Source organism: Neobacillus sp. BF23-41, from assembly GCF_041106275.1.
Window position 1 is genome coordinate 217,294 of sequence record NZ_JBGBPR010000007.1, and the last position, 14,219, is coordinate 231,512.

8 protein-coding genes are annotated in these 14,219 nt (G+C 40.9%); 4 read left to right on the forward strand and 4 right to left on the reverse strand.

The window, feature by feature from the left end; translation table 11 throughout:
• Positions 1 to 76: 76 nt before the first annotated feature.
• The 3 genes from AB7942_RS13720 to AB7942_RS13730 all read right to left on the reverse strand — a co-directional run bounded on the left by AB7942_RS13720 (position 77) and on the right by AB7942_RS13730 (position 4,151).
• The gene (locus tag AB7942_RS13720) at positions 77 to 2,008 is read right to left on the reverse strand and encodes a XylR N-terminal domain-containing protein (protein WP_369447265.1); all 1,932 of its coding nucleotides are present in this window, start codon (positions 2,006 to 2,008) and stop codon (positions 77 to 79) included.
• Between the two features lie 241 nt (positions 2,009 to 2,249).
• Complete coding sequence (locus tag AB7942_RS13725; RefSeq protein WP_369447266.1) at positions 2,250 to 3,368, reverse strand: maleylacetate reductase; 1,119 nt, start codon at positions 3,366 to 3,368, stop codon at positions 2,250 to 2,252.
• Between the two features lie 276 nt (positions 3,369 to 3,644).
• The gene (locus AB7942_RS13730) at positions 3,645 to 4,151 is read right to left on the reverse strand and encodes a flavin reductase family protein (protein ID WP_369447267.1); all 507 of its coding nucleotides are present in this window, start codon (positions 4,149 to 4,151) and stop codon (positions 3,645 to 3,647) included.
• Positions 4,152 to 4,558: 407 nt separating this feature from the next.
• Between AB7942_RS13730 and AB7942_RS13735 the strand changes: the two genes are divergently transcribed.
• The 4 genes from AB7942_RS13735 (at position 4,559) to AB7942_RS13750 (ending at position 12,971) form a co-directional block, all read left to right on the forward strand.
• Positions 4,559 to 5,638 carry a GerAB/ArcD/ProY family transporter gene (locus tag AB7942_RS13735; RefSeq protein WP_369447268.1) on the forward strand — a complete coding sequence of 360 codons (1,080 nt, stop codon included), beginning with the start codon at positions 4,559 to 4,561 and terminating at the stop codon, positions 5,636 to 5,638.
• 6 nt (positions 5,639 to 5,644) lie between these two features.
• On the forward strand, positions 5,645 to 7,075 hold the full coding sequence (locus tag AB7942_RS13740) for a spore germination protein (RefSeq protein WP_369447269.1): 1,431 nt from the start codon (positions 5,645 to 5,647) through the stop codon (positions 7,073 to 7,075).
• Positions 7,072 to 8,223: a Ger(x)C family spore germination protein gene (locus AB7942_RS13745; protein WP_369447270.1), complete on the forward strand. Its 1,152-nt coding sequence runs from the start codon at positions 7,072 to 7,074 to the stop codon at positions 8,221 to 8,223. Before AB7942_RS13740 ends, AB7942_RS13745 begins: the two co-directional genes overlap by 4 nt.
• 350 nt (positions 8,224 to 8,573) lie before the next feature.
• Complete coding sequence (locus tag AB7942_RS13750) at positions 8,574 to 12,971, forward strand: S8 family serine peptidase (protein ID WP_369447271.1); 4,398 nt, start codon at positions 8,574 to 8,576, stop codon at positions 12,969 to 12,971.
• An 87-nt stretch (positions 12,972 to 13,058) separates the two neighbouring features.
• Here AB7942_RS13750 and AB7942_RS13755 read toward each other — a convergent pair whose 3' ends face one another.
• Positions 13,059 to 13,985: a LysR family transcriptional regulator gene (locus AB7942_RS13755; protein ID WP_369447272.1), complete on the reverse strand. Its 927-nt coding sequence runs from the start codon at positions 13,983 to 13,985 to the stop codon at positions 13,059 to 13,061.
• Positions 13,986 to 14,219 lie beyond the last annotated feature (234 nt).

A 14,219-nucleotide genomic window follows, 5' to 3' on the forward strand; every position in this document is an offset into this window, starting at 1 on the left:
GAAAAAAACTGTCTTAATAAAACAAAAAAAAGAAGAAAACAAAGATGTTTCTTCTTTTAACATTATCCATATGATTTTACACTTCTAATAAGTTAATCTTCCCATTGGCATTCAGAATCCTTAAAGCAAGTTGAAGATTAAATTTTTGATCTGCATGATTAAAATCAATCTCTCCGATATCTTTTAATCTCTGCACTCTATATTTCAACCCACTTAGCGAAACATTCAGTTCCTTTGCTGTTCTCTGAAGATTGCATTCGTTCGCAAGAAAGATGTGAAGGGTAGAGATAAGTGTAGTTCCACCGCTTTCTTCATCATATTTGAGAAGCTTTTCGAGCGTTCTGGTTGCATAAGTAAGAAGTTGTTCTTGAGCAGAGCCTGCATATAGTAAGTCAAATATGTTCATTTCTTCCACTAAAAATATTTCACTTGTACGTCCTAATCGTGTCATAACCTTCATCATGTTTGAACATTCTTCAAATAAGGGTTGAAGTACTTCAATGGACACCGCCTCACGACTAATACAAATGGAAGTTTTAATATTTGCAAATAATTGCTGTTGGCGGTCTTGTAGGTTTTTTGCTATCTTTCGGAAATCTAATCCATATGGATCTGAAGGCCCCAAAAGGATAATCTCCCCTCTTCGCTCTACAATTAAAGTATCCTTCATAGAAGAGTGAGAATTAGTTCGAACAATATTTAATAATTCATTACGAAGATTCATATGCAGATCTTGATCTTCTATCAAGCCCTTATCGTTTCGCCGTTGAATAATTTTCACAAGCATAAATCGGTGTGGATTTCCAAAATCATATCCCATAAAATTTGCTCGTTTCACTAATTGTTCAATAGGGGTTGTACCGGATAACAATTCTTCAAGAAATTCACCTTTTAATTTATGTTCGGTATTCAAGGCCGTTTTTTCTTTCAATAAATCTACTGCCATAACAGTAGCAGCGCGCTCGGTAATCATTTTTCTTAGTTCTCTATCTGTTCCTTCAACATGGATGACCGATAAATATCCCATAATCTCATCACCAAGAACAATCGGGGCAATGGTCCTGTCAAGAAACACTGGCTCATCCGAAATTATAAAATCCTTCGCACATTTTTCCTCATCTAACTGTCTGAACTTCAGGTAAAATTCGGTAGAAAGATCCTTTTCCGGATTGATGAGGTATGGGTCTATACCTGAATTTTCCTTGTTTGGCAGCCACCAAGAAAGCGGACGAAAGTATTTATCTTGAACAATGACAGGTGAATGAAGCATTTGCCCGATTGTATTAATGACAGCTTGCCTGCTCTGCCCGGAAAGAACCATCCGGTTGAGCTGTTCATGTATGTCCATAATTCGTTGTAACATCGTATGCTGTTTTTGAATGTGCTGATGTGCCTCTTCTAATTCTTCGGCAATTTTGGTTTGATCATAATAAGATAGTTCCTGTTCAATTTCATTTCCCCATTCCTCTACAGTTCTTCCAATAAACCGGCACTCGGCATCCCCTCGACCAACACAAGTCACTTCTTTATACAATATTTTCCTTCCGAAAATTCCCGTTGAGACCCCGCTTGCATAACCAATTAATGTCCAGCACACCGGATCTTTGACTATACCGAAATGTTGAATATGTTGATCTACTTCAAATGAATTTAACCAAACTCCTTCCATATAAAACTTATTCTGTTCATAATCCACACTAAGACCTTGTAAATCAACTTGAACAAAGCCTTCTTGCATATGAAAAATTGGAGCTTGTTGATGGAGGTATTCAAGAGAAGCATTAGGAAATAGTTTTTTAATTGAAATCGAATCTTTATATCCACATTCCCACCCATATCGAAGGAGGAACGCCCTTGCTCTTTCTCGCCCCAAAGTAGAAATAAGGTCACGACTGAGCATTCCTAATGCTTCGGCATTCATCAGAATAAAACGTTCTCCTTTAAACATGATTTGGCCTGGATGAAATTCAATATCTGATTTATTCAGTGATGTAAGTACTTGCTCCATATTCTCCCGCCTTATTTGAGAGTGATAGTTATTCTGACATTCTTAAAAATTTATTCGATAAAACAAGTAGTTTATTAATAAAACAATGCCTTTTTCTTCTATTAAATAGCACTCTCTCGATAATCGAAGACATCACTTGTCCTACCCCTATATTAAACAAGCGCAAGCCTTTCGCACCATAAAAAAGCTTTGCCAGTTTATGGGACAATATTATTTTTTTGGAATGAATCCCCGATAAAATTTAGAATGGCATATCCAACATCCAATGATCTGCACCAACTTGAAATTCCATTCCTTTAGGAGGACGTTCACCCTTAAATGCACTTTCGAGTAATTGTTTAATGGACTGTTTTGTGATCGGCCTTGGGTTATAATAAGGATTCTTTGAAGCAAGCTCTGCAGCTCGATCCAAATCCTGTTCTTTCATGCCAATTTCAGCTAAAGAAGTTGGGGCATTTAGAGATTTACTTAAGTCAAAAAGGATGCCAGCTACGTCCTTTTCATCTGTGCCAAGTGCTCGTGCCATTATCTTAATGGCTTCAGGAATAGAACTGGCATTATACCAAACCGCATAAGGTAAAATGACAGTATGGGTCTCAGCATGCTGAAGCCCAAAACTTCCTCCCAGTACATGACATAACTTATGATGCAAGGCCATTCCGACTGAACCTAAAACCGTTCCGCTCAGCCAGCAGCCATATAGAGCTTTAGAGCGGCTATTTAAGTCGGAAGGAGCTTTCATAATATCGGGCAAACTCGAACTAATTGCCTTTATCCCCTCTTCAGCAAAAAGTGAGATGATCGGATTCACTTTAGGAGCATAAAGCCCTTCAATACAATGCGCCATGGAATTCATTGCACTCATTACGGTTAAACTTTTTGGCAGGGTAACAGTAAGTGTTGGATCATAGATGACAGTTTTCGGCTTTACCTCTAGGTCAGTACCAGTTTTTTTGAGCCCATTTTCCGTTATACCCCATACCGGGGTCATTTCTGATCCTGCGTAGGTTGTAGGAATCGCTACGATAGGAAGCGAAGTATACAAGGCAATCGCTTTTGCTAATCCAATGGAGGAACCCCCTCCAACTGAAACAAGGCTATCAACCTTTCTTTCCCTCACCACTTTAAGTGCTTCCTCTACAACTTCGATAGGCACATGCTGAATCGCTTTTGCATGGATTCCGACACATATGTCACCAATTAATTCAGCCATATCATTTGCTATTTTTTCATGTCCAGGAGTTGATAGGACTAATGTTTTTTTTGCTCCTAAAGCAAATAGTTCCTCTCTAACTTGAGCTACCATACCTGTACCGAAGATAACCCTGGCAGCCTGTGTTTCGTATATAAAATTCTCCATCTTCAGATTCTCCTTAAGAATTCTAGCATTGATAATAACCAAATAGTTTTTAGGTCAGGGTAGATCTAAAACACTGTTTGGAAATCGTCTCCGTATTCATTGGTGAAAGTACTTTTGGACGAAGAATAAATTCATATTTTTGCAGTAATGTCAGATAATCTAGTATTCATAAACGAAGCGCTCCTCTTCAAAAATTTTTTCATAGACATTCATTTTCTAAAATTAAGACCTGAAATAATGAGGAGAATGCTTTGATGAGGCAGGATTTAAAATACCTTATTTTGTTAGCTCATTTTCCTGTTCCGGTACTATATAACGTCCCCGTAAATATCCTAATGGGCGCCGGGCTGGATCGTTAATTTGGACTCTCTCCACTCTGCCGAGTAGTAATGTGTGATCTCCGGCATCCACTTTTTGGTGTACCCTGCATTCAAACACAGCCAATGCATTCGAAATTACAGGCACATGATACAATCCTTCTTTATAGTCAAGTTCCTGGAATTTATCTACACCTCGTTTGGCAAAGTGTCCTGATAATTCTTGTTGCTCTTCTGCCAGAACATGTACGGCATACCCTTCGGAATTCATAAACGCACTAAATGATCCGAGTTTTTTATCCAAGCTAACCAATATAAGTGGAGGACCTAAAGAAACCGACGTAAATGAGTTTGCCGTTATTCCCACGGGCTTTCCATTCTCCCCTGTAGTTGTCACGATCGCTACACCCGTTAAGAATTGACCACAGGCATTTCGGAAGAATCGTGAATCAAAACTTTCTTGCATAGATAATCCTCCATTTGAAAATTAATTATTCTTTGTATTAGCCGTATGCTGAGATAATGAGAACTTACACCAATGCTTGTTTTACAATAATTAGAAAATTTCGATGAAATTCTCCAATTCATTGAGTTTATTAACTATTTTTATAGTAACAAGATTCTGATTATTTTTAATCGGCTATATACGGCGGTTTTTCAGACAACTTTCTGTCCGAATCAGCCTAAATATCTGCGACCAATATGTGACCAGTAGAAGGGTTACTTAAATGGAATATTTTGTACCATGTTTTTTGATTCTTCCAAGTAAAACGAACAAAAAAATAACTATCTTATATTTAAGGAATAAAGTGGAAGAATTGAGGAAAGTATACCATTATAAAACTGATGCAAGGGAATGAGGATCTGTCAGCAATGAATTCTACGAAAATTTTCAAAAGTCCAGCTCTGATGATCGTCATTCTCTCGACGGGGTTGATGAATCATGTACTGGTGATACCACTTATACTCGATCAAGCAGGAAGAGATGCGTGGATCTCGGTGCTCGTTACCATTCCGCCCTTTTTATTGTGGCTTGGTGTCTTATATTACATCATGCGAAAAACAAATCAGCAATCGTTGACGATGTTGATTCAACAGCATTTTGGAAATCTGGCGTTTCTATTGATTGTTATCCCGTTAGCGCTTTTCTTGCTCGCAATTACGATCATAACGCTGAAAGACACAACTAATTGGATCTCCATCAATTTTTTGAAATCGACACCGACCTTTGTCATTGCATTTTGCATTATGCTCATCTGTTCAATCATGGCTCGAATAGGAATTTCCTCGATTGCACAAATGTCTGTCTTTCTCCTCCCTTTTGTGGCTTTGTTCGGTTTTTTTGTCATGCTGGCTAACATGCCGCACAAGCATTATTCTTGGTTGCTGCCAATGTTGCAAAACGGCTGGGGGCCGGTATGGAAAGGCAGTTTTTACTCGGCTGGCGGCTTAGTGGAGATTTTGTTCCTTCTACTATTTCAGCACCACATTAAACAGAAGGTGAAATTTTGGAATTTGGCAATGATCGGCATAATCCTCATCGGGCTTACATTTGGACCGCTTCTCGCTTCCATTGCGGAGTTCGGACCGTATACCGCATCAAAGCAAAGATATCCAGCGTATGAGCAATGGCGTTTGGTAGAGATTACAAAGTATATTACACATTTGGACTTTTTATCATTATACCAATGGTTAGCGGGGGCAGTAATCCGCATTGCAATGTCTTTGTACTTGTGTGTGGATATGCTGAATTTCAAAAGTAAACGTGTGAAGAACGGTGCAATGTGGGTAATCTGTTGTGCAGTGTTTGTGCTTGTTTTGGTACCGATCACCGATATCGATTTCTATGCACTGGTGAAAAATCATTATATTCCATTCATTATTCCGATGGTCATTCTGATCTCGCTGTTGCTCCTGATCTTCAGCTTCAAGATTCAATTTAAACGAGGGTGAGTCGCGATGTCTTTTACACTTCAAGAGCAAGAATTGCACAGCCTGTTCACCTCATGTGACGATGTGCAACTCCATACGCACGAATATAGAACAGAGCCGTTTGTCGAAAAGGTAGTATTCGTCTTTTGCACTGGACTTGCTGATACTGTGCAGATTAATCATGTGGTCCTTCCACAGTTGGAGCAAAACAAATCCTTGCCTTTACTTCCTGTCTCGCTGGAAGGGAGTCGAAAAGTGGTAGAGCAACAGATTGTGACGAAGGTATTTGCGGGAGAACTGTTGCTGCTTTTTGAAGGGACAGGCGAGTTGTTCTCGCTGAATGTCTCTAAACTTCCCCAGCGAAACACGGAAGAATCCACATATGAAGTGTCAGTGAAAGGACCACGTGACTCATTTACGGAGTCAGTGGAAACCAATATTGCTCTCCTTCGGAAGCGGGTACGGAGTACGACACTGTGCAATGAATCGTTTGTGGTCGGGAAACGAAGCCAGACCAAGGTCTCGTTAATGTACCTTTCTGATGTACTGAACGAGGAAGTGTTGAAAGAGGCACGAAAGCGGCTAAATTCCGTTGACGTTGACATTGTCAACGGAGTCTCCCCGCTAGAGGATTTGCTTGCCGACTCGCCTTACTCGTTGCTGCCGTTAATCACCTACAATACGCGACCTGACTATGTGGTGGAATCGTTACAGCGAGGACGTTTTTGCATTTTGATTGATGGGGCCCCTGCCGCTTTGATCGCCCCAATCAATATTCAGTATTTGATAAAATCGCCAGAAGATATGTATATGCCATATTATTTTGTGACGTTTGAGAGGCTGATGAGATATCTCGCATTTTTCACAACTGTGCTCCTGCCAGGATTCGACATCTCGCTAGTATCCTTTCATGCGGAGCATCTTCCATTACCTCTAATGGCAACCTCATCGTTAAATAGCTTTGGTGTCCCATCTTCGCCAACCGTTGAACTATTTGCTATGCTCTTATTGTTTGAACTGTTTCGTGAGGCTGGTGTACGTTTGCCAAAGGCGGTAGGACAAACCGTCTCGGTTGTCGGAGGATTGATCGTCGGCGATGCAGTTATACGGTCAGGTCTCACTTCTCCTAACGTAATTGTGGTTGTAGCGATAACATACATGGCGCAGTTTGTCCTGGTAAACCAGTCTTTTGCATCGGCGGTAATTTTTATGCGGATGTTCGTGCTGCTGTTGTCGAGTGTGCTCGGACTTTTTGGGTTTTTTATAGCGAATCTTTCTATTTTTCTTTACGCGACAACGTTAAAATCGTTTGGCATGCCGTACCTGTCTGAAATAATTGATCCGCTCGACGTTGACTCGATAAAAGCGGTCATTCAATTCCCTAAACCTTTTCAAAGAACGCCGCCGAAGTTTCTGCGGACGAAAAAAACGCATAAACAAGGGGATGATTCAGAATGATTCCTGGAAAGCTTCGCCTGCTTCTTCTGCTGTTCGTGGTGCCAAGTTTGACAGGGTGCTGGGATCACAAGGTATTGCAGGATATGTCTTACATCTCGTCTGTCGGCATTGATTACAGAGAAAATCAGTTTGTCATTTACGCTCAGATGGTCGATTTTGCTTCTGTGGGTAAATCAGAAAGTGCCAGTAGTGAGGAAGCTTCCTCCAACATATGGGTGGGAAAGGCCACTGGCAAGACATTTGCGTTAGCGGTGAATAATCTGTACAATACCACACAGCAAAGAATTCATATTGGGCAAATATCGTCGGTAGTGTTCTCGCAGAAAGCGTTACAAAAAGATTTGCATCAAACAATTGATATGTTTGAACGTACTGAGGCTAGGCTTACGCCATGGATTTATACTACAGAGGAACCGATGGATGATCTTTTCTCCATCACACCGATGTTTCCTCAGGCTCCGCTTCTGACGATACTGCACTCTCCGGAAGGGAATTACAAGCAACATTCCATTATCAGGCCGATGAAGTTGCTGGAATTTGCAGCACTCTATAAGGAACCAAGTTCCTCCATAATTGTGCCGACGCTTTCAATCGAAAAGAAAAACTGGGAAAAGAAAAAGAAAAAAATGCCTGAGATGTGGGTTAACGGAGCGATTATTTTTCATACAGAGAAGAACCCTCGCTGGGTGTCCAAGGATGATTTATTGGGGGTACGCTGGTTCGAAAAGAAAACAAATCATACACCCCTTGTTCTGAAAGATGACAAAGGACATATTAAAGCACTTCTGTACATGGAGCATCCAAAATTAAGAGTAACACCTGAGCTTTCGAAGAAGGGAGAACCTATTTACAACTTGCACATCAAAGTTCGCGGTGAATTGACTCAATTGAACGTCCCGATGACAAAAAAAAGGATGAAGGCAGAAGCCGCGGAAAGAATTAAGGCTGAAATTCGCTCGACGTATACCTCAGGGCTAAAAAGCAATGTAGACGTGTACCATTTGGAAGAGACCATGTTTCGCCATCGATATGCAGACTGGAAGCGGTTGACAATGAGAAAGTCATTCTCATTAACAAAGAATTCACTTAGAGAAGTTCATGTAGATGTTGAGATTACGAATACAGGGGATTCAAAGTTCGAGATTTAATGGTTAGGGCAAGCTCTTTTAATTTCACCATTGTTTTATTCGTTTTTTATCAAAAAACCCATCCTGATAGTAAAAGGGTGGGTTTTTGTATATTTTCTCCGTTATTCTATATTCCTTCGTCTAACCTGCCAAAGGATCAAAAAAATCCATAATTGATTCTATCCCCCCTTCTACCTCTTTATCGATAACTAAAATGAATCATTATCATAACAAGGATGTCATTTACCAAAAAAAAATATCACCATATAATTAACCTTAACATTTTGAATAGTCTTAATGATACCGTTGTTCATAATGGTTTTAATTTTACTATCCTAAAATGCAATTCATATTAGAGGGTGATACATAAGATGAAAAAAAGAAATCAGTGGTTTAATGGGAGGACAGCAACTTGGCTTTTCACTTCAACCCTAGTATTCTCCAGTGCTAAATTTCCTTTTGCAGCTCCAACCGGTTTAGCACAGGGAATCAATGGCAATGAAGCAATGACACGTGTTATTGTCGAAATGGACGGCGCACCTGTGATTCGAGCCCTGCCGAAGTCAGAAAAGATAGGAGCCGCTTCCAAATCAACGGTAAATAAGTTGAAAGAACAAACCGAGAGCTTGAAACAGGTACACGGCAAAATGTTACAATCATTAAATGAAAAAAGGATTCCATTCAACAAGTCTAAAGAATATACGTTCACCTTTAACGGGATGGCATTACAACTTCCCAAAAACAAAGTGGATGAACTGCGTTCCCTTCCAGGCGTAAAAGCGGTTTATCCGGATCAGGAATATCACGCAGACTTAGCCAACAGCGTTCCTTTGATTGGTGCTCCTGACGTTTGGTCCAAGCACGACCAAGAAAATCAAGGAGTTACAGGAAAGGGAGTGACGGTCGCGGTGATTGACACTGGTGTGGACTATGATCACCCGGACCTAGGAGTGGGATTCGGGCCAGGACATAAAGTTGTCGGAGGATATGATTTTGTTAATCATGATAACGATCCGATCGACGACCAAGGCCATGGCACCCATGTCGCTGGAATTATTGCGGCGCATGGAAATGTGACCGGCGTGGCACCTGATGCCTCGATAACAGCCTTTAAAGTCCTAAACCAAGACGGATTAGGAAATACATCCGATATTATTGCCGGAATAGAGGCTTCTATTTCGCCAGACAATCCATACCCTGCAGATGTCATTAATATGAGTCTGAGCGGTCCTGGCGATGGCAGTGATCCCATCTCCCAAGCATCCCAAAATGCGGTCGATGCCGGTGTAGTTGTTGTAGCGGCAGCCGGGAATTCAGGCCCTGGATATGGAACAATTGGTGCTCCTGCTATTGCAGAGGGGGTACTTGCTGTTGGTGCTAGTGCAAGCGGTATCAAAGTGCCTGACGCGAAAATGGTTGCCCCAATTGAAGAGAATTTGTCCGTTACCCGCCTTGGGTTTACAGCAAATCCTCCTGAAGTAGCCACCACCCGCGAGCTGGTAGACGTTGGAGAAGGAGGAGTGGAAAACTACGAAGGATTAGATGTAAAAGGAAAGATTGTTCTCATTCAATTGCCTTTATTTACAGAATTCCAGCAATACTATACAGCGGGGATTACAGCTCAAGAAAAAGGGGCCGACGCTGCGCTCTTTTTCACGCCTCTCGAAGATGGTCCTGTTTTTAAAATAGGAGAAACTATCCCATCTCAATATACATCCAACTTACCTGGAGAGTTACAAGCACAACATGAATTTCTGACAGGTTCATCCATGGACGGCCGGTTGGAATCGTTGGTCGCTATGAGAATTGACCATATAAAAGCTGGGGAATTAAAGTCCTACTTGTCTAAGGGACCTGTTAAAATCACGATTACAGGAAAAGACGCAACGGATCAAATTGCTAATTTTAGTTCACGTGGTAATTCCGACTTACGAGCAAAGCCTGATTTAGTCGCTCCAGGTGTTGAAATCAATTCGACGTACATCAAGAAACAAGATGATGATTCCGGTTACACAAGATTGAGCGGGACAAGCATGGCAGCCCCTCATGTAGCAGGTGCTGCTGCCCTCCTGAAACAACTCAAGCCGTCCTGGAAAGCCAGCGAGATTTCCAGCGCTTTAAAAGAAACCGCGAAACCGCTGGCATCCTATGATGTGCTTACACAAGGGGCTGGAAGATTGGATATTAAGGCTGCGGCGGAAACCAATGTCGTCGCCTCACCTAATGGATTAAATTTTGGATTTGCTGATTTAAAAGATTCTGAGATTCATAGAAGCGCTTCCTTATCTTTGAACAATCACGGTGAAAAACCAGTTGATATGGATTTCACAGTAAAAGACGATACTAAATCCGGGGCAACTGTTACAGTGAATCCTTCCCATATTCATATAGAACCAGGTCAACAGGTCAATGTTGAGGTGAACATCAACATGAATCGGCCGGATCAGGATACGGTTATTTCCGGATGGATAGAAGGAAATATCCAATCCGCAACAGAATCGCAGCATTTGCGCGAGCCATACCAGTTGACTGTACGGCATCTCCAAATTACTGCATCTCCCGATCCAGTACCATCATCAGTAAGTGAAACGGAAGCCTTCATTTATAGTCCGGTTGATTTGTCACAAGCTCTAAAAGTGACAGTACGAACTCCAAGCGGAAAAACAAATGAAGTGACTTCTGTCTTAGATCATAATCGTTGGTGGCGTGTGCCCATTCAGACAAGCGAAGTGGGAATATATCGGATTGATGCAAGTTCCAAAGTCAAAAATTCCTCTACTGAGGAAGCTACCATAATAGGTTCTAGTTTTCTGGAAAAATTACCAGCCGTTAAGGAAAACGCTTCACCCTGGAAAGCTGTTGGGCCTTACTCTAATACAGGCCTGATGAATTTTGACCTGAAAAATCCTAAGGGCATGACGGTATTACCTGCAGGGGCATTAACACTACAGACGACTCCTTCAATTTTCCGGACGGATGATGGGGCAGAATCTTGGCATCAGTTTGGAAATTTTCCAGTGGCTGGAGGAACACCAATGGCTCTAGTGGTTGATCCCACTAATGAAAAAAATATATATGTGCCTATTAATGGGAGCTATTTTGATCCAACTTATCAAGGTAAGATATTAGCCAGCAAAGACGGTGGAAAAACATGGAACACTCTACCTTTTCCAAATCTAGAGGTTTCTGACTTACAAATTGATGAAAGTGGGCAAAAACTCGTTGCTATTACGAGGAACGAAGTCTATGTCAGCTTGGACAGAGGAATGAACTGGGAGAAGCTGTCTGGATGGTGGCCAAATCTTGTGAAAGCAAATCTTCTGAATAATGACCTTTACCTTTCAGCAGGTTACGATGGTGTTATCGCTTTTAAAGATGTATTCTCTGGTTCACCTACATCTGAGAAATTGTTTAAGCCGCCTTTTAAAAGTACAATGGATGTAGTAAGCAATCAAGATATCCTCATTGCTAGTACATTTGGTGGCGGATTGTACGCTTCCTATAACAAAGGTAAAGATTGGAAAGAACTTACTCACTCTCAAATACCATTTAATAATGTATCTCACTTAGAGATTCTGGATGGGGATATTTATGTAGGGACTGGCTATGATGGAATATTGGTGAGTCACGATAAAGGAACAACATGGGAAACTTGGAAAAAACCGCTTCCTGGGTATAACTCCTACGAACTCGATTTCGCCTTAGGACCAAAATCTTCACCTAAAACGATGCGCCCTGTTTATATTTCTTCTATTCAGGCAGGGATATATGGAACACAGGATAAAGGTGAAACATATAATCGGATCGGTATTCCTGGAGCAACGGTTTATGGCCTGGCTATTTCCCGAAACTCCAAAGGATACCAGTTACTTGCCGGGACTGAATCAGGAACGTACCGGAAAGTGTTACCAGTTCAAAACAAGGTTGATTCCGCAACATTCGAGTGGGGAGCGGCTGAAGGTGAAGGAAGAGATGGAGAACAAGTGTATCATATTGCAACGTCCCGAACAGAACCAAATGTCTCTTACAAGATACGCTATAGTACTTGGACTGGGGTTAGTCAAGTATACCGAAGCAAAGATGGTGGGGAAAACTGGGATTTGAAATTTGAAGATGGATCATTCGCCCTTGCCATGCAGATTCACCCAGCCAACTCAAATCAAATCATGATCACATATTATAACGCAGTGAGTAGCGAAACAGGTGTGTTTATTAGCCAAGATGGTGGAGAGAATTGGAAAAAGATTAAACAAAAACACAAGTTTATAGCTTTAGCCGGTGATCCTAACGATCCTAACCGGATTTGGGCAGGCGGAAATGACGGGCTATTCCTGTCCAAAGACATGGGACAATCATTCCAAAAAATTCAAAACGTTCCTGTAAGCAGGATTGCGATCGACTCACACAATCCGGACCATTTAGTGGTCGGAGGAAACCATTTGTATGTCAGCACAGATGGCGGGAAAACATTAGAAACAGCAAAGGGTGCTGATGAGCTCAACGTATATGTCAATGATATCATCGTTTCCCCTAGTAACCCTAAGGTCGTCTATGCAGCTACTGGTTCCTTTAATGAAAAGGGACTCCGTAAGCAAGGTCGCGGTGTGCTAATGAGTGAGGACGGCGGAGAAACATGGACTAATGTATCCGAGGGTCTCGATAACAGAAATGCGACTGCCCTTGAACTATCACCAGACGAAGAATATTTGTTTGTCGGCACACAGGGCGGCAGTGTCCATCGAATGAAATTGCCTAATAAACAACGTTAAAGATTATCATTTGACCAAAATCTACTCTACTCCCTTCCCCATTCCGCTTGATGGAATGGGGAAGGTTTTTTAAAAAGAGAAAATTCTTCAGAAAGTAAGGAAAGTAGTTTCAGGATACACTCTCTCATTCAGTTTTGTCTTTTCCACATAAGCAACCATCAAGTCTATAAAACTTCTTGCAGCATATCCAATATACTTTTCTTTATGATGTACAATGGCAATTTCCTTACAAATAGCTGGGTTTTCTATTTTAATTACCTTTAGGGTTCCATCATTCTCCGAATCGAGAAGCGTTCTGGGAAGAATGGTTGCTCCAATACCTGCTTTTACTAAACTCAATATAGATTTTACCTCAGTTAATTCGATGATTGGCTGAATGGCAAATCCCACAGAGGCAAAGGCAGCATCAATTAACTTTCGGCACGTGTGGTTTATTGGACATAATACAAGTGATAGGTCCCTTATCTCTTCCAACTCCACTATATCCCTATCTGCCAATGGATGGTCATCTGAAACCGCCAAAAAATATTCTTCAATATATAAAGGGATATTCGTTAACTTTTCATTCTCTACAGGCATGAGTGTCAAAGCTATATCAATTTTATTTCTAAAAACCTTTTCTTCAATGTTATCTGACATAAAAATCTTTGTTTGCACATGGGGCCACTTGCAATGAAGTTCTAAGAAAACGACGGATGCAAGCTGACTTAACTCTTCCGACATTGCCCCAATGATTAGTTTTCCTTTTTTTACATTTTGAAGTTCTTCCATTTGTTCATAAACACTATTTATATTGGAGAATATATTTCCAGATTGTTCTCGTAGAATTTCACCAGCTTCTGTGATGGCGATTTTTTTTCCTAAACGATCAAATAAACGGACTCCTAATTTATCTTCAAGGGTTCTCATTTGACGGCTTAAAGCAGGTTGTGAAATTCCTAATTTTTCAGCAGCCCTTGTGAAATGTAATTCCTCACATATAGCCATAAAGTATTCCAATTCCCTTAATTCCATAATTCTCCTTCTCTCTATCGCCTAGTTCAACTCCTATTCGCAGTTGATAAAAAACAAAAATCAAAAGGTAACGTTTTCAAAATATTGTCTTTATTATCTTATTTTATTAGAGTACTTGGTTTATAACCTCAATGTTATTATTATATTTCGCAAATGTAATCGAGTAGGAGGGGGTGATTAACCCCCGACCTCTCACACCACCGTACGTACCGTTCGGTATACGGCGGTTCGAAA

Bases quoted from the DNA above. Each gene is read 5' to 3' on its own strand.
- AB7942_RS13745 (WP_369447270.1), top strand. From the start codon at position 7,072: ATGATTCCTGGAAAGCTTCGCCTGCTTCTTCTGCTGTTCGTGGTGCCA.
- AB7942_RS13735 (WP_369447268.1), top strand. From the start codon at position 4,559: ATGAATTCTACGAAAATTTTCAAAAGTCCAGCTCTGATGATCGTCATT.
- AB7942_RS13725 (WP_369447266.1), bottom strand. From the start codon at position 3,368: ATGGAGAATTTTATATACGAAACACAGGCTGCCAGGGTTATCTTCGGT.
- AB7942_RS13740 (WP_369447269.1), top strand. From the start codon at position 5,645: ATGTCTTTTACACTTCAAGAGCAAGAATTGCACAGCCTGTTCACCTCA.
- AB7942_RS13755 (WP_369447272.1), bottom strand. From the start codon at position 13,985: ATGGAATTAAGGGAATTGGAATACTTTATGGCTATATGTGAGGAATTA.
- AB7942_RS13750 (WP_369447271.1), top strand. From the start codon at position 8,574: ATGAAAAAAAGAAATCAGTGGTTTAATGGGAGGACAGCAACTTGGCTT.
- AB7942_RS13730 (WP_369447267.1), bottom strand. From the start codon at position 4,151: ATGCAAGAAAGTTTTGATTCACGATTCTTCCGAAATGCCTGTGGTCAA.
- AB7942_RS13720 (WP_369447265.1), bottom strand. From the start codon at position 2,008: ATGGAGCAAGTACTTACATCACTGAATAAATCAGATATTGAATTTCAT.